A 22,689-nucleotide genomic window follows, 5' to 3' on the forward strand; every position below is an offset into this window, starting at 1 on the left:
ATGAGTATTGGAGTTATAGATGATGAGATACCATTACGATTTTTCCAAAATAAAAGGACGTAAAAAAACCTGCATCAAATATCCAAAGCAACCGGTAACCATGCGGTTGGACCGTGGCACCGTTTCTTATTTCAAATCCATGGCAGAGGAAGCTGGTATTCCTTGAATAATGTGTAATTTGGCGCTATAATTTTACCTCGTTTTTTGTCCTGTTATGCTATACAATTAATGAATAGACTGGGAGAAACTAATGGTTATGACAAGCAAAGAGCAGGAACGTTACGGCAGGCAGATTTTGCTCGATGAGATAGGTGCTGCAGGCCAGGAGAAGTTGAAAAAGGCAAGAGTGCTTATCGCCGGCGCCGGGGGACTGGGATCGCCAATATCTATTTATCTTGCCGCGGCAGGAGTCGGTTTTTTAAGAGTCGTGGATCTTGATGAAGTTAGCCTGAGCAACCTGAACCGTCAGATTCTTTATAAAACCGAAGATCAGGGGCGTAAAAAAGCCACAACCGCCGCCGCCGTACTTGCAAAATTGAATCCGCGGATCCGTATCGAGGGCCTTGTCGAAACAATTACTCCCGGAAATGTACTAAACCTTGCGGAAGGTTGTTGCCTTATTATGGATGCAATGGATAATTTTTCTGCAAGATATCTTTTGAACGAAGCGGCCCTGGAAATGGAAATCCCTTATATTTATGGGGGGATTCATGGCCTTGAAGGCGCCTTGACAACCATAATTCCCGGCAAAACAGCCTGCCTGAAATGTATCTTCCCCTCTGCTCCCCCCCCATCGGTTGTCCCGGTTCTGGGCGCAACTGCTGGAGTCATAGGAACTCTGCAGGCCATGGAGGCCGTAAAATATATAACCGGTGCCGGAGATCTTTTGGCTGACCGACTCTTGACCTTTGACGGCTACAGCATGCAATTCAGGGAAATAAAGATACGCCCTGATCCTGAATGTGACTGTTGCGCGGCGAACCACGCAGATCAAGGATAGATGCGCCTATGTGTTGCTAAAGTGTTAGAAATTAATAGAGCTGAATCAAGGCTCGAATAATATTCAAGATGTGATTCCTTGCTTTTCCCCCGTTGTTGTTCCTGCTTGACTTATCATGTATTCGTGCTACCTTAAAATATAATATTAATTTTAGGAGAAATTATGAACAATATAAAAACAGTCGGCAGCAGCGGACAGATTTCCTTAGGTAAAAAATTCGCAGGGCAAACCGTAATGCTGGATGAAATCGACACAGGCGTTTGGATTGTCAAACTGGGTCGCTTCATTCCCGATAATGAAAGGTGGCTTCACAGGTCGGACGTCCAGGCCGAACTCAACGAAGCAATTGACTGGGCAGAGAAAAATCCACCCAAGGATACAAACTTTGAGGAATTAGAAGCCAGGATCAAATAATGGGCCGAAAAACTGATCAACACATACGTTTGGATTTGAATAATCCTGTCTTTCAACGACTGCTTTTCAATCTATCAAAAGGCGATCAGCACAGCACCCTCAATACTTTGCGGAAACTGGCAAACATGACATGGCAACAAGTATATTCAGATTATGGCCTAAAATGGGAAGTTATTTTATCACAAAAAGGTCCAGAAGGTAACAAGCTTTACAGTTTCCGAATCGGCAAGGGATTTCGGGGAATAGCATATCGTGACAGCTCATGGTTGCGACTGTTGTCGTTACATCCTGATCATGATTCAGCTTATCAGTAAGAAACCTGCTCACAATGGCTCCTCCTGAAAAATTCATCTTTTTTCCATGAAATGTTTATTCCACCTCTCATTTTAACGTCCTAACGTTTTTTTATATCAATATATCAAGGAACGTCCCGTAAGTAATATGCGCTGCCTAATAAACAATTTTACCTTTGGTCAACGTACTGCCAGTACGTTGACCAAAGGTTTTTCTCCTCTATACTTTGAAAATTTATTATCTGATCATTTTTTGTAAAAAAATAAACCTATCTGTGTTGATCTGTGTGCATCTGTGTCCCATTGTTGTTTCAAATGAAACCCTATCAATCAGTTATGGTCAGTGGTCTACTAATCTAAAATCTATAGTTGAATGTCAGCATGAAATTATGTATTTCGGTTCTGACATTAACCTCGTCTCCATAATACGGTGAATATACGGAAGTATCTTGTGTTAAATTTTTACTCTCATTATTTTCAATATCATGGTCATTGCCCCATACTAAACTATAGGCAAAGTCCAGGCTCATTTTCTTGCTGATTTTCATTCCTGATCCAAAGCTGAAAACATGATAGTCAATCAATGGCCAGGTATTATCCCAGTATTTTTCAGGAACCGCGGTGGGCCGGTAATGATAGCCAAAACGAAGGGTTAGCCAGTCCAAGGCTTCATACTCCGTGCCGATACGAAATTCATAAGTATCTTTCCAGTGACGTTCTACAACCAAAGCATCTTTTGGCTTGCCGGAATTAAGAAAATCATGTGTAACCCGCAAAAATATCGGCTCACAATCATAATTAAACTTTTCATTTCTTCTTACTGACCAGTCTGTCCAGTCACAATCAAGCATAACCCGCCATTTTTTGGTAAAATCAAATTTAAAACCAAGGCTTACTGATTGAGGATGGGTAAAAGAAAGTCTGGTGCGGCATGTTTCCTGATCCGGAGTAGCACCAGGTCCATAAAGAGAATCAATAATTGTTTTTCCTTCTGGACTATAGGAATATGTGGTATGTCCTGTCATTTTGGAATGGGATTCACTGCGATAGGTTAAACCGACCGCCATCCAGTCAAGGGCCTGCCACATAAGGCCGATGTTGGCTGACAAAGATGTTTGGTCCTCAAGCTCAAATTTTATTTTTCCGGCTGAAGTAGTGTAACCATTAAAAGCACCTCCGGTCGCAGCAGTTACCTGGGGGACCCTGAGATTGATGGTACATCCTTCATCTGTGACGCCCATCCCCACTGAAAAGCCCACAGACAAGTTGTTCCGAATTTTATAGGCAATTGTAGGAGAAGCATATATAATCCTGTCGTTATAAGTTTCAATGGTGTCATACCGGTTATTGGCTTTACTGCTGTTCCACCATCCATGGAGGCCAAAAGGGGCATATACACCATAGGCAAATGTCCATCTTGAATCTTGCGGTGTGTGGCTTATGCCGAGCTGGGGAATATAAAGAAGATCAGAATTATTCTGGTCGGTAGTCCCCCCCTCAGGATCTGTGCCATAGGTAAAATCTTTCTGGGATACTTTCTGTTCGTAATCAATATCAGCCACATGAAGTCCCACTGTTAGATGGGTACCTTCCAGTTGAGACAGACCTGCCGGGTTGTAATGAATAGCCGACAGATCATCTGCATAGGCGGTAAAAGCGCCGCCAAGTGCGGTGGCTTTAGCGCCTATGCCAAAAGTGTCATTGACACCGGCCCAACATTGAGGGGAAGCAAATAAAACTGTTGAAAATAACACCAATAAAAACAACCTCTTATAACGCATAAAAGCTCTCCTTTCATGGCGAAGCCAAATCGCCGGATAAAAATTATGGATCTTTAAAACAACGTTAAAATAAGGGATGTGGACGAAAGAACTTCCACAACTGATTGTTTAATCATGAAAGCGATATAACAAATTTGATTTATTTCAAAAAGCTATAAACAAATAAAATTATGTTTGATAAAGGAAAATCAAACACCATAATTTTTTTCGATAAGATATCAAATAAAGCCATGACAAAATGACAATATGACATATAATAATTCTGCCATAGATTCAAGTAATAAAAATTTTTATTTTGATATTTGATATAAGAGATCGGTTTTTTTTTGCAAGATATGAAATTTTTAAAAAAAAATTACCACACAGGGTATCCTTCAGCAAGCTCAAAAAGTAGTTCACAGTTTTAACGTTGCGCGCTTCCCTGCTCCAGCAGGGGTTCAAAATTTTGAACCCCTACATTTAAAAAGTGTAAACCGGTAAATGAAGGATGCCAACTTAACACTTAAAACCTAATTACCTTCGTTCTCTCTTGATGAGACTTTGGGCGTTGCCGTGAAAGTTTGAAATTATACTCTTGACATGGATAATTTTATTATTATTTTATACTAAAAAACAATTTTAGTATAAAAGCCTAAGGCTGATAAATAAAATAATGAAAAAAGAAAAATCAGAGTCTATTCTTGAAACAGCCGGAAGGATGTTCGCAAGGTACGGACTTAATAAGACAAGCATAGATGAAATAGCGCGGCTTGCCAGGGTGGCCAAGGCCACAATTTATAATTATTTCGGCAGTAAAGATCGTGTTTACCTTGAAGTTTTGAAGAAAGAGGTTGATGAACTCATTGGCAAGATATCCAGATCTGTGATCCGGGAGAGGCTGACCGAAAAAAAACTTGCCGCTTATGTAAAAGCCAGGTTTCTATATATGAGCCAAGTTCTGAACATTATGAATCTGGAATGGGAAGGTTTTGAAAAAAAACCGCCTGAGGCCAGGATAATCCGCAACGATCTTTTTGAGCGGGAAGTCCAATTGATCAGTTCCATATTAAATGAAGGGATGGAAAACGGTCTGTTTCACCTGAATGATGCCCTCCTGGCTGCCAGGGCGATCTGCCACGCTTTTAGGGGTTTTGATCAAGAAGGACTGTTTCAGGAAAACACCGAAAAAATTGACAATTATCTGGATGAATTAATAAGAATAATATTTTCCGGACTTAGGGTTCGCACAAAAATAAGTTCGCAATTTTAAGTGTTGAGGCGCCTGGCTGACAAGGCGCGAACACTTAGGAATATCAGGATATTTCTAAGTGTTCGTAACGCAGTCAGGCAGGATGCATCGACGCTTAAAATGTAAAGTTATTTTTGTGCGAGCCCTTAGGGCTAAAAACAGGTGCTGATGAAGCTGAGTCTTTTAAATATTTTATTTTCTTTTTCCTTTTTTTCCTCTATCGGCTGGGTGCTGGAGGTTTTGTACCGCTCCCTTGCAAACAGGAAATTTATCAATCCAGGGCTGTTAAAGGGGCCTTATTTGATTCTATACGGCACCGGCGCACTGTCGCTCATCGGTGTAATTTCCTGCATTCAAGAGTATTCTTTTTTGGTTAAAATGTTGGTTTATTTTGTCGCTACAACAGGCATTGAGCTTGTTGCAGCATTAATGGCAGAGAAGTTTTTTCAGGCCCGGTTATGGGATTATTCAAAAGAACGTTTCCAGTTCCGGGGCCATATCTGCCTTAAATTTTCTTTTTACTGGGTCTTGCTTGCGTTTGGGTTTGAATATTTGCTTTTCCCTTTATTTCAGACCATGAATAATTATATGGGATCTGAAATTAAATTTATTTTTATGATAATTGTAACCTCATTGATATTGACTGATTTCCTTTTTGTGGTATGGAATAGTCTTTTATTGGGCAGGGAAAAAACTGATAAAAGAGGTTTTTGATGGAAAATGAATTTTTGCAGACAGCTACTCCTTTAATATCAATGAAAATTAATAAAGATACAATAAATTTTTTTAAAAATTTATACTGGGATTATCAAGTTTCCGAAGAGAATATTATTACAATTATTGAATTAGGGGAATGTAATGGTTTAACTCGGAAAAATTTGCTAAGCAAGGCTTTAAAATCCCGAAGATGGTATGAAATTAAAAAAATTCTGTCACCAGAATTGCTGAAAGAGGCTTTATCTGAAGATGTTCTCAAAACCCTCTTTCCAAAATCCTTATCTATTCAATATAATTATGTCAAAAAATTATTATACCAGTAATTTATATCCTTTCCAGGATTTGGTTCTCAAACTTATTATGCAGGTTGATGATATATTTTATTTAACAGGAGGTACTGCGCTCGGAAGGTATTACCTTAAACACAGGTATTCCGACGATTTGGACCTTTTTGTAAACAGGGAAAACAATTTTAAACAATTATCAAATAAAATCATTTCGCAATTACAGCATTATTTCTCCGAGATTGAAATAGCATTGTTAAGTGAAGATTTTGCACAGATTTTTATACATAATGAAGAATATTCTTTAAAAATTGAATTTGTGAATGATGTATTCTTTCATACAGGGGAAATACAATCTGCTAATTTTTTTCATAGAATTGATTCGTGGGAAAATATATTGAGCAATAAAATATGTGCTCTTTCCCGTGACGAACCCAAAGATATTGCTGATTTAATTTTTCTTTCGATGAAATATGTTTTTACATGGGAAACGATAATAAACTATGCCCGACAGAAAGATACATGGGTGAATGAAATTGAAGTTTCCCGGTTGATTTATAAATTTGATACGCGAAGATTAACCAGGATCAAATGGATAAAAGAGCCGGAATATAAAAAGGTTAAAAATCTTTGTGAAATAATTGCAAAGGATATAATTGACGGTGGAAAAAATTCCATAGTTCAACCCATATATTGAACAATAAAGAGGTTTTGATGGAAACTGAATTTTTACAGACTGCCGCTCCCTTGCTCGAGAACCCCACGGTTCAGGCCTTGTCCCGCTACAATCACCACAGGGGTAAAACAAGGCTTGAACATGTTCAAGAGGTCGCCTGGACAAGTTTTTTGATTTGTAAAAGGTTCTCTCAAAAAATTTCGATGGATAGCCGGGCAATCATCAGGGGCGCCTTGCTCCATGACCTTTTTTTTTATGACTGGCTGCACGAAGGACCACGCCTGCATGGTTTGAGGCATCATAATATTGCCCTGAAAAATGCCCGCAAAATAATATCTTTATCAAAAATAGAAGAGGATATTATAAAAAAACATATGTGGCCTTTTACTGTGATTCCGCCCATCTATCCGGAATCTTTTCTTGTTGCCATGGTGGATACTTATTGCAGCGCCAAAGATTATATTGTTTGCCGCAAACCGGAAAAATACAGTATTTTGTTCAAAAAATATATTGGTGAAATCGATATTCAGGATATATAGATGAAAAGCGTTTACCCTGTCGGGGTTGATATAGGTTCTACTACAGCCAAGGTCGTAATATTAAATAAAAAGGGTGATTTGATTTTCAGCCGTTACCGCCGTCACCAGGCCAGGACGGTGGGAACCGCCCTGGAGATTTTCAAGGAAGCCTTACAGGAAATCGGGAATCCGGAACTTGATCCTGCAGTGACAGGTTCAGCCGGAATGGGGGCCGCTGAAACATTAGGGCTTCCCTTTGTACAGGAAGTCGTGGCTTCCGCGCGCCTGATCAGGGAAAAATACCCTGAAGTCAGAACTTTCATAGAGATTGGCGGTGAAGATGCCAAAATAATTTTTTTTGATGATAATTTAAGACCAAATATCAGGATGAACGGAAGCTGCGCCGGCGGAACCGGAGCTTTTATTGATCAGATGGCCGTACTACTGAATATTCCTGTTTCAGAATTTAACAGCCTGGCCGAAAAATCAGAATCGATCTACCCGATTGCATCACGCTGCGGGGTCTTTGCCAAAACCGATATCCAGGCCCTTTTAAGCCAGGATGTGTCAAAAGAGGATATAGCCGCCTCGGTATTTCATTCTGTTGCGCTGCAGGTCATCAGCTCTCTTACCCGGGGGCGTGAGATCAGAAGCAAGGTTTTGATCGGCGGAGGGCCGCTCACCTTTTATCCGGCCCTTAGGAAGGCTTTTTTAAATATACTTTCTTTTGAAAATAAAAACGATTTAATCGTGCCGGATCATCCGGAATTAATCCCTGCCATTGGAGCTGCCATTACACAATGTATGGAGCGGCACACGGTCATGCTGCGCGATATTATTGCCTTGCCGGCAAAAAAAAATAATCAGGCTAACAAGAATAAATCAGCCCGGCTCGCTCCTTTATTTGAAAGCCGGGCAGAATATGATACCTGGCTTGAAAAGCATACAAAAGATCGGGTGCCTCGATCTGTTCTGTCAGAAGAAAGAGGTGAAAATCTTTTTTTAGGTGTAGATTCAGGCTCGACCACCACAAAGCTTGTTTTGGTGAATCAAGAGGGGAGAATAGTCTTGAGCCATTACGGTTCCAATCACGGGAACCCTATTGAGGCGGTAAAATCAGGGTTATCGGAATTCAGGGAAAAATTCATTGAAGCCGGATTTCAACCGCAGATTATCAGGGCGGCCGCTACCGGCTACGGTGAAGACCTGATTATGGCAGCCTTTGGATTAAATGACGGGGTTGTTGAAACCATGGCCCATTACCGGGCTGCCAAATATTTTGACAAGGATATCTCTTTTATCCTGGATATAGGCGGCCAGGACATGAAAGCTATCTATATCAATAACGGGGCGGTATCCAATATTCAGGTCAATGAGGCCTGCTCATCCGGCTGCGGATCATTTATTGAAACCTTTGCCCGTTTCATGGGGTATGAAGTGGCTGATTTTGCAAAAATAGCATGTGAGCGGAACACCCCTTTTGATCTGGGCACCAGGTGCACTGTTTTTATGAATTCCAAAGTAAAACAGGCCCTCCGTGAAGGCGCTTCGATTTCAGACATTTCAGCCGGACTGGCTTATTCGGTAATAAAAAATTCACTTTATAAGGTTTTAAAATTAAAAGATACTGTAGTTCTGGGTAACCGGATTATTGCCCAGGGCGGAACATTCAAAAATCATGCGGTACTGAGAGCCTTTGAACTTCTTCTTCAGAAAAAGGTTATCCGACCTGATATACCGGAGCTCATGGGAGCATTCGGAGCGGCTCTTACAGCAGCCGCAAATCATAGTTTGCGGCCGGATCAATCAACCCTGTTTAATGGAGTTGCAGAACCTGATTTAAAAATTGAGTTTACAAAAAAAGAGATTGAATGCAAGGGATGTGAAAACAGATGCGCTGTGGCGCAGTTTCTTTTTACAAACGGGAATCGTTTTTATACCGGCAATCGGTGTGAGCGTCATTTCAGCAACGGAGCCGGAGCAAAAAATGCCGGAATAAATCTGGCATCCGAAAAAATAAAGCTTTTGTTTCAGCGAAATACCGAGCCGTCAAGCAAGCCCATTTTGACCTTCGGCATCCCCGGATGTTTGAATATATATGAAAATTTTCCATTTTGGTGCGAGTTGCTGGTTTCCTGCGGCTTTAAGGTGGAGCTTTCCTCTCCGTCTAATTTTAAACTTTTTGAAAAAGGGCTCTCCACGGTCATGTCTGAAAACATTTGTTTTCCGGCCAAACTGGCTCATGGGCATATTTTTGATTTAATAGACAGGGGAGTTGACCGAATATTTTATCCCAATGTTGTTTATGAAAACATGGAATATACGGAGGCTTTGGACAGTTATAACTGCCCGGTTGTGACAGGTTATCCGGATGTTTTAAAGAGCGCCATCGACCCGGAAGGAAAATACAAGATTCCGCTTGATAATCCGGCCGTCAGTTTCAAGGATAAACGCCTGCTGAAAAAACAGTTGCACCTTTTTTTAAAACAGTTCGGCATCAGTGCCGGAACAGTCTCGAAAGGTGTTGAAAAAGGACTGGCAGCCCAGGGTAAATTCAGAGCGGAACTTAAGCAAAAAGCCGGAATACTTATGGCCGGTGCGGAACAAAAAGGTGAGCTGGTAGTCGTGCTGGCCGGGAGGCCTTATCATATAGATCCGCTGATCAATCACGGGATACCCAATCTTCTGGCAGGAATGGGGGTTCATGTAATCACGGAAGACTCTATTCCTGAAGATAATAAAACCGACCTGGCGGATATCAGGGTGCTGACCCAGTGGGCTTATGCCAACCGGCTTTTTGCGGCGGCCGAATGGGTCGCCCAAAATCAAAATACCGAGATAGTTCAGATAACCTCCTTTGGCTGCGGACCGGACGCTATTACTTCCGACGAGATAAGGGATATCATCGTAAATTCCGGCAAAATCTATACAATGATCAAAATGGATGAAATCGCAAACCTCGGCGCTGTTAAAATCAGGCTGAGATCCATGCTTGAAGCTGTCAGGGAAAACCGGTCAGCCGGCAACAGTATTCAAAAAAAAGCGCCGAAAATATATCCTGTTTTCACACCTCAAGACAAAAAGAAGACCCTGATTGCCCCATATTTTTCACCTTTTTATTCTCCCCTTATTCCCCCTGCATTCCGGCCCTTCGGATTAAAGGTGGAGGTGCTTCCGCCCCAGGATAAGGCCTCTGTGGAATTCGGACTGAAGCATATTAATAATGATATGTGCTATCCGGCCGTGATGGTGGCCGGCGATATTATCAAAGCCTTTAAAACCGGCAGATACGACCCTGCCGGCACTTCCGTTATAATGACCCAGACCGGCGGCCAATGCCGGGCGTCTTCTTATGTCGGCCTGATCAGAAAATGTCTGGCCGCAGACGGTCTGGATCAAATTCCGGTGGTTACATTATCAGGAGACGGTCTTGAACCCCAATCGGGATTTCAGATTGACAGAAAAGATCTTTTTAAACATTTGGGCCTGGGCATAATTTTTGCCGACCCTGTTGCTCATATGTGTATCTCAACTGCGGCAAGGGAAAAGAATCCCGGAGACGCAAAGAGGCTGCATGCAAAATATCTTGCTGAAATGAATTACGGTATTGAAAATGCTGATTATAATTACCTGTTGAATTTATTAAAAAGGGCAGTCAGCAGTTTTAATGATATTGAGATTTGCGGAGAATCAGCCCCTAAAATCGGTGTGGTCGGAGAAATTTTTGTTAAATACAATTTTTTTTCCAATGGAAATATAATTGAATGGCTTTCACAGCAGGGGGTGGAAGTTGTGCTGCCGTCTCTGCATAATTTTTTCGCTCAAAGAATAATAAATGAAACCTATAACCAAAAGACTTTTTTTAAACAGTCGCTGGTGGATCTTATCAAAACCAGGATCCTTGATATTTACACAGGTTATCACCTTTTTCGGATAGAGCGGGTAATGCAGGATTTCCGGTTTTACAGAAAACCCTTTAACTTAAAGAAGCTGGCCGAAACCACGGAGCAGGTGGTCAGCCTGGCCAACCAGTTCGGCGAAGGATGGCTTTTGACCGCTGAAATGATCGGGATGCTGGAAAACGGGATCGGGAATATAGTCTGTTTGCAGCCTTTCGGGTGCATCTCCAATCACATCACCGGCAGCGGGATGGAGAAAAAGCTTAAACAGATGTACCCTTATTTTAATCTTCTTTCCCTTGATATGGATGCCGGTTCCAGCGAAGTTAATATTTTAAACAGGCTTCATTTTATGCTCATTGCGGCAAAGGAAGAGAGCGCTTGCGGTCTGGCTGATTTTGACAGGCCTTCCATGATCCGGCATAGTTTTATTCCCCGCATCTGGCCAGTGGAAGCGTTTATTTTTAATAATTACCTTTCCCCTGATCTGGAAAAATGGAAATCATGGGTATCCGGACTGGGATTATGGAAAAAAGCGGAAAATTTTATTCACAGGGACAACGGGAAGTAAATTGAGAATTATGAATTATGAATTATGAATTGAAGGAATTCTACTAATTTATAAAAGGAGGTAAGATCATGAGTGAGAATCAAATCAAAGACCGCATTATTGAAGAATTGAAAAAAACCAAAGAAGCAGGCAAAATCGCTGGTGACAAGGTGCGAGAAATTGTAAAGTCGGCGGTCTCGGCAGCCGGTGCGGAATTGAAAGGCAGCGCGGAAAAACTTCGTCCGGTTGTTAAAGATGCTGTAGCGGCGGCCGTGGAAGGATTAAAAGATATCGGCGCCGATGTTCAGGAGAATGTGGAAAAAGCCGTGGAAGGAGCCGTGGAAGGAGCACGCAGCCGTGGAGATCAGGCGGTTGAATCCGCCATCAACGAAATTGAAAAGCTTGAGGTTAAACTGCAGGAAGAAAAAAACAGGCTGGCCCAAAGTTTAAGAGAGGGACTGGCCGGAGCCAAAGAGGCCGGGGCAGAATTAAAAGACGATATCGGTGAACGGGTGGAATCTGCGGTGACGGATATTAAACTTGAGAGCACCGATCTCCTGGGGCTGACCAAGGAAACCGTTAAAGAAGCGGTCAAGCAGGCCCTCGATTCCGGTAAGGATCTGCAAAAAACCGTTACCCGCATAACCGCTGATATTACTGAAAAAGCCGTAAAAGAAGGGAACTTAAGTGCGGAAAGAATCAAAAAAATAACCGCCAGGATCATATCCGGGGCAGTGGAGGCGGCCGAAGAAAGCGGCAAGGAAGTTAAAGAAGTTGCTTCCGGAGCTTTCGAAGGCACCCGTGAAGGACTTGCCTCGGCAGTGGAAATGGTTGGAGAAAAGGCAAAGGCTTTTGTACAAAAAGATTTGGCTAAAACAAAGGAAGAGTTTGAAGTTATCGAGGAACTTTTTCTGGAAACCAGCCGCAAGGTCGCAATACGCTCGGGTGAAACCGCAAAGCGAATATTGAATCAACTTGCAGATAGAAGCGCTTCATCAGCCTCTGTATTGAAAGAGAAAACCAGTCATGCCGCTGAAAAAGCAGCCGAAAAATTAAAAAAGACCGGCCTGGATGCCGCAAAGGCCACTGCCGATGCCGCCGGCAAGGCCGCCCATGTGATGGCGGAAGAAGCCAAAATTCTTGGCAGGAGGTCTCTTAATGTGGCCAGGGGAGCCGCTTCAGGATTGTGGAAAGGCGCCAAGGATGCATTAAAGAAAAGTAAAGAGGAGGAGTAAAAAATTGCGACCTGTGCGGTTAGCTTTTTGCCATTAGCAGTGAGCTTTTGGATAAAACTGTTTAACATTCTCTTTACCTCATTGACCTGTTGATTAATTTTTATAAAATCTCTAATTTCCACCACTTTTCAATGCTAACGGCTAACCGCTAATAGCTACTGGAACAAAATTTATGAAATATTTCTTATTGCTTATACTTCTGTTTCCAACATCTCTTTTTAGTGCGGAATGTCCCAATGATGTAAAAAAGAGTAAAACATTCAGTTTGTACTTTGAAAATGATCTTTTCGGCAATACAGACAAAGGTTACACTAACGGCACAAAATTATCCTGGGTTTCAAACGATCTGACAGGATATACGGAAAGCGGCCGGCTTCCGGAATGGAGCCTGCCGTATGTGTGTAAGATTCCTTTTATCAATAAACCGGGGCTGCAGCGGAATGTTACTTTATCTCTGGGGCAGAACATTTATACTCCGGAGCACATTGAAAACAAAGAGCTGATTAAAAATGACCGCCCTTATGCAGGCTGGACATATTTTGGAGCGGCATTTCACAGTAAAAACTACTCGCACCTGGATTCACTGGAAATACAGGTGGGTATAGTCGGTCCCGAATCATTTGCCGAACAGACCCAAAAATTTGTGCACCGGGTTCGGGGTTCTCAACAGCCCGAAGGCTGGGATCATCAGCTTAAAAATGAACCCGGCCTGGCTCTGATATATGATCACAAGACTCGCATCATGCGCGCAAACTACAGTGGTATTGATATTGATGCAATCACTCATGCGGGCGGGGCAATTGGTAATGTTTATACCTTTGCCGACACAGGGATGGAAGTTCGCTGGGGCTTAAATATTCCTTCCGATTTCGGCACCTCCCTGATACGTCCTTCCGGGGACTCCAATGCCCCGGTCAATGCCGGAGACCCACGCATTTCATGCGACAATAATTTCAGCCTTTACATGTTTACCATGGTAAACGGATACCTTATGCTTCATAATATTTTTCTGGATGGAAACACCTTTACCGACAGCCACAGCGTTGACAAAAAATATTTTGTAGGCGAAATAGGAGCCGGTATAGGGATGATTTACCATCGCTATAAGCTTTCATTCGCGCAGATATTACGAACAAAAGAATTTAACCGTCAGGACAGCGCCCAGGCTTTTGCCTCCATTACATTTTCTTTTACATATTGATTAAACTCAAGGCTGAAGGGTGTGAGGATACTTTAAACACAAGGAGATTTATCTTGGTAAATCCTGAACGGATTAATGCCGATAATTAAAATATTATGGAAAATAAAGATTACTACAAAATTCTGGATGTTTCAAAAACCGCAAAAGCGAATGAAATAAAAGAATCTTATCGCAAGCTGGCTTTAAAATACCATCCCGATCGCAACCAGGACAGTCCGGAAGCGGTAAGCAAAATGAAGCTTATTAACGAAGCCTATGCCGTGCTTTCAGATAACAGGAAACGCGATGAATACGATACTATGCAGCAGCAGTTCGGGACGAATAGCTATTCCCGGTTCCGCCAGTCATATACCGATCAGGATATTTTCAACGGTTCCGATATAAATCAGATTTTTGAGGAACTGTCTAAATCATTCGGTTTAAGGGGTTTTGAGGATATCTTCAGCGAACATTATGGGAACCGGTTTCACCGTTTTGAGTTCAAGCGGCCCGGGTTTTATGCCCGGGGGGGTGTTTTTTTCGGCGCTCCAGGCCGCAAAAGAGGTTGCCGCAGGTCTGTTTCATACCGACGCCAGGCACGGTTGTCCGGCAATGTAGGCAAATTATCACGCTATGTGTTTAATAAAATAAGCGGCATGGAATTACCCGAGGATGGTTCCGACATCCGGGATGTTATTTCTATTTCCGCGCAAAAAGCGCGGCAGGGTGGTTCGCATGCTTACTACTTGAAACAGAAAGCTAAAAAACTGATTATCCAGATACCACCCGGCGTGCATAAGGGGCAACAGATCCGGCTGGCGGGAATGGGAGCGGACGGCAAAGGCGGCGGGCGTTGCGGAGATTTATATCTTAAGGTAAAAATCAAGAAAGCGATGCTTGAAAAAATTAATAAATTTATCGCCCGCTTAAAAAATTAGGAAAGGTGAAATGGCATGCCATTGAATGTGTGATACGTGTATTTGTTAATTGTCGTGATCAATAATGAAGAGATTCTGGATGATCTTTTAGCCGGATGGCTTGATATGGGCATTACAGGAGCAACCGTGGTTGAGAGTACGGATTCCCTGCAACTGATCAGCCATCATATCCCCATTTTTGCCGGATTCAGAACCCTTACAAGCGGCGGGGCACTTCATAACAAAACTCTTTTTACCGGTATAGAAAATATAAAAATTTTAGACAAGGCTGTCGATTATCTCGAAACATTGTGCAGCGACACAGGGATACCCTCCCAGGGTATTTACTTTGTTGTTCCTCTTGTGCGGTTCAAGAGGCTCGGGCAGGATCTTGATCCTTCCGGAAGGCATCGGCACCTGGAAAAAAAACTCGGACGCCCCTTAAAAACCGCTTCCGACAAAAAGCAAGGGCCAAAAAAGAAGTGACAGCTCTGATTATTCTTTTCCCGCCTCACCTGTCAGTCTGAGTGCTATTTTGAAAGTTATGGGGCCGATTACCTGGTTGATCGTAATGACAGCCAGGACAATGGTTGACAGGTAAACTCCGATTTCCCGGGACTGGCGGGCGGCAAGCTGGGCCAGCCCAATGGCGACCCCCGCCTGGGTGATATATGCCATCCAGGCATTCCTCTTATGTTTTACAGGATCTTTGTTTAAGGAGCCTGCCAGCCATGTTGCCGTAAAGATACCTAAGACCCTGACAAATGCAATACATAATGCAAGGGGCCAGCACATACGAAGCGCTTCAATATCCAGGGCGGCTCCGGCCAGGGTAAAAAACAGGAGGTAAATCGGCAGGGAAACCCTGTCCAGACTGCCAAGAAAGAGATTGCCTTCCCGGCTGAAATTCTGGACTGTAAATCCAGCGCTCATACATATCAGCAATGGCTCCAGGTGGAAAACGACATTGAAATGCGTTTCCATTAAGGGATTTACCGCCACGCAGGTTTTGGTTACAGTAAAAGAGATGAAAAGCAGGATAAGTGTAAGATCATGACCGGCAGATCTGATGTAAAATGATATGAACTTTCCCAGCAAGCCGCCAATGAAAAAAGAAACTGCTATGGCACAAAATAATATATAAAACGCTTGGTAATCGATAGCGCCCGATTCTGCCAGAACCACCTGAACCGCGGTCATTGCAATTGTAAAAAAAATAATTATAAAAACATCCATAACAATTGTTACCCCCAGGATCGTATCCGTAAAAGGACCGGATGCCCGGCATTCATTTATAATCGCTATGGCGGATGACGGTGAACGGGCAATGGCGATAACGCCCAAAAGGAGAGCAAAGGCAATTATCTGGGGGTGGGTGAGATTTCGAATAAATTGAAAATAATGGCCGGTAAAAATAATGAAATTATATACAAAACAGAAGACCAGGATGGAAAGAAGAATGGTATTAAGGGAAATTGCTATCCCACGTTTCTTAAGAGACTCGATTTTTAGAGCCCCTCCGGCCGTCATTGCAATAAAGCTAAGGGCAATATCATCGATTAAACTGAATTTGCGCACCATTTCAAAATCCAAAAAACCTGTTATATAAGGTCCGGCAATTATACCTGAAAATATATAACCGCTGATAAGAGGAAGCCCGACCGTTTTGAAGAGCTGAGCGGAGGAATAGGCCGCAAGCATAACAAATCCGAGAGCAAAACTTTCATAACCTGTTTGTCCAAATTTCCCTTCCTTATTCAGGTAGTTAATCCCTGCTGCGAATAAGGTTAAAAAAATAAGGAACAGGAAATTTGCCATCAAACTTTTCTGTAATGGATCAGGTCTGGTCATTTGTCTTTTCCAAGCAGCCGCTCTAACAGGTTTGGGCTTAAAATATCATTATATATTACTGAAATTAGAACCATGCAGGTAACCAGGGATATATTAGGGCCGGAAAATCCTTTTTGAAAATCGAGAAGTATAGCCAAAGGAAGACCTCCCGGGCATAGTAGACCGATTCCCAAAAGGGACGGGTATTTTTTCATCTCTGAACCAATGCGCGTGACAACATATCCTCCCAATATTTTGCCAAAAAAACGAAGCATGCAGTAAGCAGCGGCCGGAAACAGAATCCATATGGTCTCAAAATGCCAACTCACCCCAAGAAAAATCAATAAAATAAGATAAACAGGCTTTTCAATACCGATAAAAACTGCAAAAAGCCGGTTCTCATTTTTCGTCAGATTAACAAGGCTGAATCCCACCAGAAAATTTATTATAAGAGGTGAAAAATTTAGAATCATTGCGGTTCCGCCTGTAAATACCACCATGCCGATAGCAAGAAGGATCAGTTCCGGACCCTCCCTGCGGATTGAAAGCAAAATAGCAAAGAGGATAATACACCCCAGGCAGGCGCCCATATACAACAGAGCATTCATGCCGATGTGATGAAATAGGCCGGCTTCGAAAAAAACAGGGGTGCGGGGAAAAAAAGCCAGTCCAAAAACGAGTATCGCGATCAAGCCGTCGATACTTGAAATATATTGCAAAAGTTTCACAGTATTATCATGTTTTCTGATCGACCGTGTTGTGCTAAGGGCTAAACCGGTGGGAGCGGTGCATGATGCAACAGCAGACAATACCAGTATCGCCGGAAGTGATAATTTGCCTGCCAAAAAGTCGATATTCGTTAAAATTAAATAACTTCCGGCAAAAACAATAATAAAAGCAATAAACCCCTCTAAAATGGAACCGATTAAAAATTCAAAGGGATACCGTTTTATTTTTCTGATTTCAAGCTGCAGGCCAAAAAGGAATCCGATCCATCCAAGCAGGAATGTTGTAAATGGTTCAAGGGCCTTTACGGTTTCATTGTCTATAATATTTAGCAACCTGGGGCCGAGGAGAAACCCAAGAAATAGAAACTCCGTGCCGGAGAGGTAAAATACACGCATAAAAAGGGGGGGTTTGAAGTTTTTAAATGAAAGGTGATATCCGCTGAAAGCAAGAAAAATAATCAGGAGAGAAGCAAAGATAATTTTCAATTTTATATCCTGTAGCAGACCTGATAAATCAGATTTGTTTTTATTATTATATTTTGGACAGCCTTCTTTTTTCAGCTTACATTTACTTTGTACAAACACTGGATTTTACCGCAGAGATCGCTGGGATAATATTACATAAATTTAAACAATTCCTCTGCGCTTTCTGCGTCCTCTGCGGTAAAAATACCGATTCTATAGATTATAATATAATTCATTTTATAATGAAAGTACCAATAGGTTACCCTATAAGTTCCCGAACCGCCGCTAAAAGCTCTTCTCGTTAAACAGGTTTGGAGAAGGTGTACCCTGCGCCTAATTTCTTGGCCATGCTTAGATATTTCTCCGGACCAATTCGTCCACCTCCTGAAATGGCAATAATCTTCGAATCCGGAAAGTTTTGTTTGAGTTCAATGATTGTCTCGAGACCTTCCTTTCGTTCATCCATCATCTTTCTTATTGTCCTGGCAATCTTATTTCTGATAATGGGTTTCATAACATATTCCCGAATCCCTAAGGCTTTAGCTTTACTTTCATCCATTAACCCGCTGGCGCTCGACCGCTGATTCCTCTAAGGGAAGGTTCTCTACGGAATTGATCTGCAGGGCATCGAGTTTGCTATTCCTTATATCTGAGTTTTAGGATTGGTTTTGGTTGATTTGTTTTACATATCATAATAGAAATAATTTAGGAATTGTGAATTCAGGATCGGGAGATTAAGGTGAGTCCAAAAGTAAATAAAATTACATCTGTTTACAAAGGCAAAGTGTTTGATCTTGTCAATGAAGAGATTACCCTTGAAAATGGAAAATCCACCAAAATGGATATCATACGGCACCCTGGAGCGGCCGCTATAATTCCGTTTTTGGATAAAGATACTCTTATATTGCTGAAGCAATACAGGCATGCAATAGGTGAATATATTTGGGAAATCCCGGCCGGCACGCTGGAGCAGGATGAAGATCCGATTGAGTGCGCTTATAGAGAATTGACCGAGGAGACCGGGTATGCAGCAGGCAAAATGGAACAAATCGGCGCAATAACGCCTGTGCCGGGATATTCAGACGAAAGAATTCTCATTTTTGCGGCCTATGATCTGAAACAGGCAGAGCAGAACCTGGACGATAATGAAGTCCTGGAAGTCTATGAAGTCAAGTTTTCAGATGCGATTGATATGATTTATAATGGTGAGATAACGGACGGCAAGACTATTACGGGTCTTTTGATGTCAAGTAGAGACAAGGCATGCCTTGTCTCTACAGCGTTACAATAGAATAAAGGCTGAAAGAGATTGCCCCCTTCAGCCTTTTGAAAATAATTAACTACCCCTATCAGCGCTGCATCAGATTAGAATTCAACGGCAACCTGGGCTGATACGGTATCATTCTGTGCATTTGTGCCGCCGTCGCTTTCGCTGTAATCTTCATCGTGCATATATTCAAGCTTAAGCATGGTGTTTTCCAGGATACTAATTCCGATTACGCCCATATAACGGTCTTCGGGCAAAGCAAGATAATCGTCGAACGACCCTGGAGTATAATCAACAAACACGCAATCGTTTGTTCCCTGATAGGCTAAAGCGAAGGTCGTTTCCCTGCCTAAAATTTCCTGCGTAAAAGCTGCTTCAAAATTCCATGATTCAGGGTTTGCTTTTTTCCCTCTTGTGTTCATTTCACCAGCATTATAATCGTCAATAGCTCCAACATATTCACCTATAAACTGGAACGGACCCACATTCATTACAAGGTGCGCTGCAAGGCCGGAAACATAATCATCGATTTCATCACGCCCCCCTCCTACCAAATTATCTGATACATCATCCAAAACATCTGTCAAAACATCAGAGTCGGTGATATCGTTGATATAATCACAGCCTATATCAAAGCTAAACTGATCCTGCTCAAATGCAAATCCGATATTGGCGCCGTAGTTGTCGACCTTATTGCTATTGTTGGAGCCTTCGCTTACATCACCATTAAAGGTATATACCGACCCGTAAAAACCTTCGAATTCAAAGCCGATCTGCGCCGCGCTTTCCCTGGTTTCACCAAGTTCCAGTGTCAGTGGATCCTGAATCATGTTTGATTCAAAATTACCGAAGGGCACATACATTTTACCTGCTGACAGATAAAGCGGGAATTTTTCGGTATTACCAATGGTTATTATCGCTTCATCCACTGTAAAGTCTTCTGTATCATCATCCTCATACAGAAACAGTAAATGACCGTTGACCCATTCATTTATCCGGGCGTCAATCTCCAGTTCCACGGTGGCAAGGGTGATATCGCTGGAATCGCGGTTACCGTAGAGGCCGCTGCCCCTGCTTGCCGTATAACCTTCGACTTCTATAAGCCCGTGGATATCGACTCTTTCAAGGAAATCATTCACAACTGCTGTTTTTGAGACTTGTTTCTCGAGATTTGAAAGACGGTCGGCCACGTTCATTTTGCCGACATGCTCTTTGCCGGGCGTCACTCGCTCCTGTTCTACACTTGCCTCAACAGCCTGCTTTAAGTCAGCAGCTTCTTCAGTCGTTACAATCCCTTTTTTTTCTAGGAGCTTTAACAGCATCTCTGTTTCAGAACTCATGGCAAAGACATTAAAATTGATGAAAAAAATAGAGCAAATTAAAGCAGCTCCCATTATAAACCAGTTTTTCTTTTTCATTGAACATCCTTTCGTTAAAGATATTGTAATAGACTAACAAAATTTTTTTAGGTAAGCCTAACTAAAAACTATAAACTCACCTCCCTTCATATTTTTATATATTGTTTGGTAGACCGATAAATATCAATTAACCAAAACATAAGTCAAGAAAAAAAATCCCCGAATCGCATAACGACCCGGGGATTTCCCTTTTTTATCCTCAGAATTTTGATTTGATATTATTAATTGCTTCACGAAATATATCATCTATGATCAGGCAGGTCTTCTGACTCTCGGATCTATAGATCTTCAGATAATTCATTTCACAAGGCCAGAGGGAGGAAGGCGTATTATAATACTCCGACGACCGATAACGCAGTGAAATTATTTATGTGGAAATCTATATCTAACAACCGCACCTTCCCATTAAACTACAACAGTGGTTTTTCGCGGTCTTCGTCCCCGATTACAGCGGCGGGCCCGTCCTCGATTTTAACGAGGTTCCCTGTTAGGCTTGAACAGCACCTGATCATTATTATTTTATAATACTAGCATAAAGATTATATATGATGCAAGAGTAAAATCAGCAATTCTAATTTTGGAAGGTTGTGGCACATCATATTGTAGCAACGCCATGCTTCATAATCTATATATAGATAAAAATATGCCATAATTAGAATTGCTGGAGTAAAATATCTTCATATCCGCGGATTCCGCCATTCCCTGTCAAGCAAAAAAAAACCACGAAGAAATTGTATCTTTATGATACATAAACCTTCGTGGTTTGAATTAATTATTGAAAATATTTATATCTTGCAGCAAGCTTCTGCCCACTAGTTAATTATTATATATTTAATTATGTCGAGGATGTCAATTCATTATTGTTTCTCGTGTCTGTATTAATTTTATACTTTTTTAATTCAGAATTTCATAATCTCCAATACTTGATATTCTGTTTTTCCGCTTCATCACGGCTGAAGGCGCCTTTAATATCAAGCAGAATCGGTTTTGAATTTGTACATAACTCCGCAATCCCGGAAATGCCAAGTTCTATGTATTTTTTATGAATAACTGCGACTATTACTGCATCTACACCTGAAAGCGCCTCCATCGGTTGCAGATCGATCCCATAAAATGAAGCCGCCTCATCCGGGTCTGCCAAGGGATCATGAACAAGCACCTCTATGCCGTAATCAACAAGTTCATTTATTATATCGACTATTTTTGTATTTCTTAAATCAGGCACATCCTCCTTAAATGTTATACCAAGAACCGCTATCTTTGCACTGTTGACCTGTTTCCCGGCTTTTATAAGCATTTTGACTGCGCGTTCGGCAATATATTTCCCCATGCCGTCATTTATTCTGCGGCCTGCCAGTATTATCTCTGGGTGATAGCCGATGGCTTCGGCCTTAAAGGTTAGATAATATGGATCCACTCCAATGCAATGACCGCCAACAAGGCCGGGTTTAAAGGGTAAAAAGTTCCATTTTGTCCCGGCCGCCTTCAAAACTTCCGAAGTATCTATTTTGAGTTTATCAAAAATCAGGGCGAGTTCGTTCATAAGCGCTATATTCAGATCTCTCTGGGTATTCTCTATAACCTTTGCCGCTTCAGCTACTTTTATCGAAGAAGCCAAATGGATTCCAGCCGTTACAATAGCTCCGTAAACCCGGGAAAGTAACATGGCAGTATCTTTATCAGAGCCTGATACAATTTTCAGAATCTTGTCGATTGTATGTATTTTATCACCGGGGTTAATCCGTTCCGGGGAATAACCGGCCGTGAAATCAGTACCGAACCTTAAGCCTGATTCCTGCTCAAGAATAGGAACGCAGACATCTTCTGTCGCCCCGGGATAGACTGTCGATTCAAAGACTACCGATGATCCTTTTTGCATATACTTCCCCGCTGTTGCAGAGGCCCCGCGCAAAGGTTTTAAATCAGGTATCCGGTATTCATCTATTGGCGTCGGCACAGCAACAATAATCAAACGGCATTCCGATATTTTTTGAGGATCATCTGTAAAATTTATGACGGCATTCTGCAGGTCCTTTTTGGAGATCTCCATTGTTCGATCAAAACCAGTTCTAAGTTCCTCTATCCTTTCAAGCTTAAAATCATAGCCTAAAACATCAAAATGCTTCGACAGGTGTACTGCCAGCGGAAGTCCCACATAACCGAGGCCCATAACAACAATTTTATCCTTGCGCGCCTTTAGTGATTCAAATGTTAGCATACTTTTTCCTCGTCGGATTTTAACTTAATATAGACCGTCACATAAATAATTTCACTGCGTTATCGGTCGTC

At 42.0% G+C, this 22,689-nt stretch carries 20 protein-coding genes and 1 riboswitch; of the genes, 14 read left to right on the forward strand and 6 right to left on the reverse strand.

Annotated elements, in window-relative coordinates; genetic code table 11:
• Positions 1-256: 256 nt before the first annotated feature.
• From BuS5_RS02375 to BuS5_RS02385, 3 genes are all read left to right on the forward strand, one after another.
• Complete coding sequence (locus BuS5_RS02375) at positions 257-1,000, forward strand: HesA/MoeB/ThiF family protein (RefSeq protein WP_084445665.1); 744 nt, start codon at positions 257-259, stop codon at positions 998-1,000.
• A gap of 162 nt (positions 1,001-1,162) precedes the next feature.
• A complete protein-coding gene (locus BuS5_RS02380) occupies positions 1,163-1,414 on the forward strand; it encodes a hypothetical protein (RefSeq protein ID WP_027353207.1) in 252 nt (83 codons plus the stop codon).
• Positions 1,414-1,728, forward strand: coding sequence for a hypothetical protein (locus BuS5_RS02385; protein ID WP_027353208.1), 315 nt, complete (start codon positions 1,414-1,416; stop codon positions 1,726-1,728). The genes BuS5_RS02380 and BuS5_RS02385 overlap by 1 nt, the downstream gene beginning before the upstream one ends.
• Before the next feature lie 335 nt (positions 1,729-2,063).
• Here the strand turns inward: BuS5_RS02385 and BuS5_RS02390 are convergent, their stop codons facing one another.
• Positions 2,064-3,488, reverse strand: a complete 1,425-nt coding sequence (locus tag BuS5_RS02390; RefSeq protein WP_027353209.1) for an OmpP1/FadL family transporter — start codon at positions 3,486-3,488, stop codon at positions 2,064-2,066.
• Between the two features lie 652 nt (positions 3,489-4,140).
• Between BuS5_RS02390 and BuS5_RS02395 the strand changes: the two genes are divergently transcribed.
• The 10 genes from BuS5_RS02395 (at position 4,141) to BuS5_RS02440 (ending at position 15,178) form a co-directional block, all read left to right on the forward strand.
• Positions 4,141-4,737, forward strand: a complete 597-nt coding sequence (locus tag BuS5_RS02395; protein ID WP_027353210.1) for a TetR/AcrR family transcriptional regulator — start codon at positions 4,141-4,143, stop codon at positions 4,735-4,737.
• A 147-nt stretch (positions 4,738-4,884) separates the two neighbouring features.
• Positions 4,885-5,430 carry a putative ABC transporter permease gene (locus BuS5_RS02400; protein ID WP_051374611.1) on the forward strand — a complete coding sequence of 182 codons (546 nt, stop codon included), beginning with the start codon at positions 4,885-4,887 and terminating at the stop codon, positions 5,428-5,430.
• Positions 5,430-5,756, forward strand: coding sequence for a hypothetical protein (locus BuS5_RS02405; protein WP_027353211.1), 327 nt, complete (start codon positions 5,430-5,432; stop codon positions 5,754-5,756). Before BuS5_RS02400 ends, BuS5_RS02405 begins: the two co-directional genes overlap by 1 nt.
• Before the next feature lie 37 nt (positions 5,757-5,793).
• Entirely contained in the window at positions 5,794-6,414 is a 621-nt protein-coding gene (locus tag BuS5_RS02410) for a nucleotidyl transferase AbiEii/AbiGii toxin family protein (RefSeq protein ID WP_274427983.1), read from the forward strand.
• Positions 6,415-6,431: 17 nt separating this feature from the next.
• Complete coding sequence (locus BuS5_RS02415) at positions 6,432-6,932, forward strand: hypothetical protein (RefSeq protein ID WP_035264580.1); 501 nt, start codon at positions 6,432-6,434, stop codon at positions 6,930-6,932.
• A complete protein-coding gene (locus tag BuS5_RS02420) occupies positions 6,933-11,381 on the forward strand; it encodes an acyl-CoA dehydratase activase (RefSeq protein WP_027353213.1) in 4,449 nt (1,482 codons plus the stop codon).
• 68 nt (positions 11,382-11,449) lie between these two features.
• Positions 11,450-12,595, forward strand: a complete 1,146-nt coding sequence (locus BuS5_RS02425) for a DUF6781 family protein (RefSeq protein WP_027353214.1) — start codon at positions 11,450-11,452, stop codon at positions 12,593-12,595.
• Between the two features lie 172 nt (positions 12,596-12,767).
• On the forward strand, positions 12,768-13,796 hold the full coding sequence (locus BuS5_RS02430; protein WP_035264553.1) for a lipid A deacylase LpxR family protein: 1,029 nt from the start codon (positions 12,768-12,770) through the stop codon (positions 13,794-13,796).
• Positions 13,797-13,891: 95 nt separating this feature from the next.
• Complete coding sequence (locus tag BuS5_RS02435) at positions 13,892-14,713, forward strand: DnaJ domain-containing protein (protein WP_027353216.1); 822 nt, start codon at positions 13,892-13,894, stop codon at positions 14,711-14,713.
• Between the two features lie 36 nt (positions 14,714-14,749).
• A complete protein-coding gene (locus tag BuS5_RS02440; RefSeq protein ID WP_157487328.1) occupies positions 14,750-15,178 on the forward strand; it encodes a hypothetical protein in 429 nt (142 codons plus the stop codon).
• 9 nt (positions 15,179-15,187) lie between these two features.
• On the opposite strand, the gene BuS5_RS02445 is transcribed toward BuS5_RS02440, so the two are convergent.
• The 3 genes from BuS5_RS02445 to BuS5_RS02455 form a co-directional block, all read right to left on the reverse strand.
• Complete coding sequence (locus BuS5_RS02445) at positions 15,188-16,543, reverse strand: cation:proton antiporter (protein ID WP_027353218.1); 1,356 nt, start codon at positions 16,541-16,543, stop codon at positions 15,188-15,190.
• Positions 16,540-17,736, reverse strand: a complete 1,197-nt coding sequence (locus BuS5_RS02450) for a hypothetical protein (protein WP_157487329.1) — start codon at positions 17,734-17,736, stop codon at positions 16,540-16,542. The genes BuS5_RS02445 and BuS5_RS02450 overlap by 4 nt, the downstream gene beginning before the upstream one ends.
• 280 nt (positions 17,737-18,016) lie before the next feature.
• On the reverse strand, positions 18,017-18,274 hold the full coding sequence (locus tag BuS5_RS02455) for a hypothetical protein (protein ID WP_051374613.1): 258 nt from the start codon (positions 18,272-18,274) through the stop codon (positions 18,017-18,019).
• Positions 18,275-18,454: 180 nt separating this feature from the next.
• Here BuS5_RS02455 and BuS5_RS02460 point away from each other — a divergent pair, with 180 nt between their 5' ends.
• Complete coding sequence (locus BuS5_RS02460) at positions 18,455-19,006, forward strand: NUDIX domain-containing protein (RefSeq protein ID WP_035264558.1); 552 nt, start codon at positions 18,455-18,457, stop codon at positions 19,004-19,006.
• Between the two features lie 74 nt (positions 19,007-19,080).
• Here the strand turns inward: BuS5_RS02460 and BuS5_RS02465 are convergent, their stop codons facing one another.
• Both BuS5_RS02465 and BuS5_RS02470 read right to left on the reverse strand, forming a co-directional pair.
• On the reverse strand, positions 19,081-20,400 hold the full coding sequence (locus tag BuS5_RS02465) for an LbtU family siderophore porin (RefSeq protein ID WP_051374614.1): 1,320 nt from the start codon (positions 20,398-20,400) through the stop codon (positions 19,081-19,083).
• 238 nt (positions 20,401-20,638) lie between these two features.
• A riboswitch (cobalamin riboswitch) is annotated at positions 20,639-20,923 on the reverse strand.
• 384 nt (positions 20,924-21,307) lie between these two features.
• The gene (locus tag BuS5_RS02470; RefSeq protein ID WP_027353220.1) at positions 21,308-22,618 is read right to left on the reverse strand and encodes a nucleotide sugar dehydrogenase; all 1,311 of its coding nucleotides are present in this window, start codon (positions 22,616-22,618) and stop codon (positions 21,308-21,310) included.
• Positions 22,619-22,689 lie beyond the last annotated feature (71 nt).

Origin of the sequence: Desulfosarcina sp. BuS5, assembly GCF_028752835.1 — a bacterium.
Classification (GTDB): Bacteria; Desulfobacterota; Desulfobacteria; order Desulfobacterales; family BuS5; genus BuS5.

Excerpts from the sequence above, each read along its gene's own strand:
- BuS5_RS02425 (WP_027353214.1), top strand. The coding sequence starts at position 11,450 with ATGAGTGAGAATCAAATCAAAGACCGCATTATTGAAGAATTGAAAAAA.
- BuS5_RS02445 (WP_027353218.1), bottom strand. The coding sequence starts at position 16,543 with ATGACCAGACCTGATCCATTACAGAAAAGTTTGATGGCAAATTTCCTG.
- BuS5_RS02415 (WP_035264580.1), top strand. The coding sequence starts at position 6,432 with ATGGAAACTGAATTTTTACAGACTGCCGCTCCCTTGCTCGAGAACCCC.
- BuS5_RS02455 (WP_051374613.1), bottom strand. The coding sequence starts at position 18,274 with ATGGATGAAAGTAAAGCTAAAGCCTTAGGGATTCGGGAATATGTTATG.
- BuS5_RS02465 (WP_051374614.1), bottom strand. The coding sequence starts at position 20,400 with ATGAAAAAGAAAAACTGGTTTATAATGGGAGCTGCTTTAATTTGCTCT.
- BuS5_RS02375 (WP_084445665.1), top strand. The coding sequence starts at position 257 with ATGACAAGCAAAGAGCAGGAACGTTACGGCAGGCAGATTTTGCTCGAT.
- BuS5_RS02405 (WP_027353211.1), top strand. The coding sequence starts at position 5,430 with ATGGAAAATGAATTTTTGCAGACAGCTACTCCTTTAATATCAATGAAA.
- BuS5_RS02385 (WP_027353208.1), top strand. The coding sequence starts at position 1,414 with ATGGGCCGAAAAACTGATCAACACATACGTTTGGATTTGAATAATCCT.
- BuS5_RS02435 (WP_027353216.1), top strand. The coding sequence starts at position 13,892 with ATGGAAAATAAAGATTACTACAAAATTCTGGATGTTTCAAAAACCGCA.
- BuS5_RS02380 (WP_027353207.1), top strand. The coding sequence starts at position 1,163 with ATGAACAATATAAAAACAGTCGGCAGCAGCGGACAGATTTCCTTAGGT.
- BuS5_RS02430 (WP_035264553.1), top strand. The coding sequence starts at position 12,768 with ATGAAATATTTCTTATTGCTTATACTTCTGTTTCCAACATCTCTTTTT.
- BuS5_RS02470 (WP_027353220.1), bottom strand. The coding sequence starts at position 22,618 with ATGCTAACATTTGAATCACTAAAGGCGCGCAAGGATAAAATTGTTGTT.
- BuS5_RS02395 (WP_027353210.1), top strand. The coding sequence starts at position 4,141 with ATGAAAAAAGAAAAATCAGAGTCTATTCTTGAAACAGCCGGAAGGATG.
- BuS5_RS02400 (WP_051374611.1), top strand. The coding sequence starts at position 4,885 with ATGAAGCTGAGTCTTTTAAATATTTTATTTTCTTTTTCCTTTTTTTCC.
- BuS5_RS02410 (WP_274427983.1), top strand. The coding sequence starts at position 5,794 with ATGCAGGTTGATGATATATTTTATTTAACAGGAGGTACTGCGCTCGGA.
- BuS5_RS02390 (WP_027353209.1), bottom strand. The coding sequence starts at position 3,488 with ATGCGTTATAAGAGGTTGTTTTTATTGGTGTTATTTTCAACAGTTTTA.
- BuS5_RS02420 (WP_027353213.1), top strand. The coding sequence starts at position 6,933 with ATGAAAAGCGTTTACCCTGTCGGGGTTGATATAGGTTCTACTACAGCC.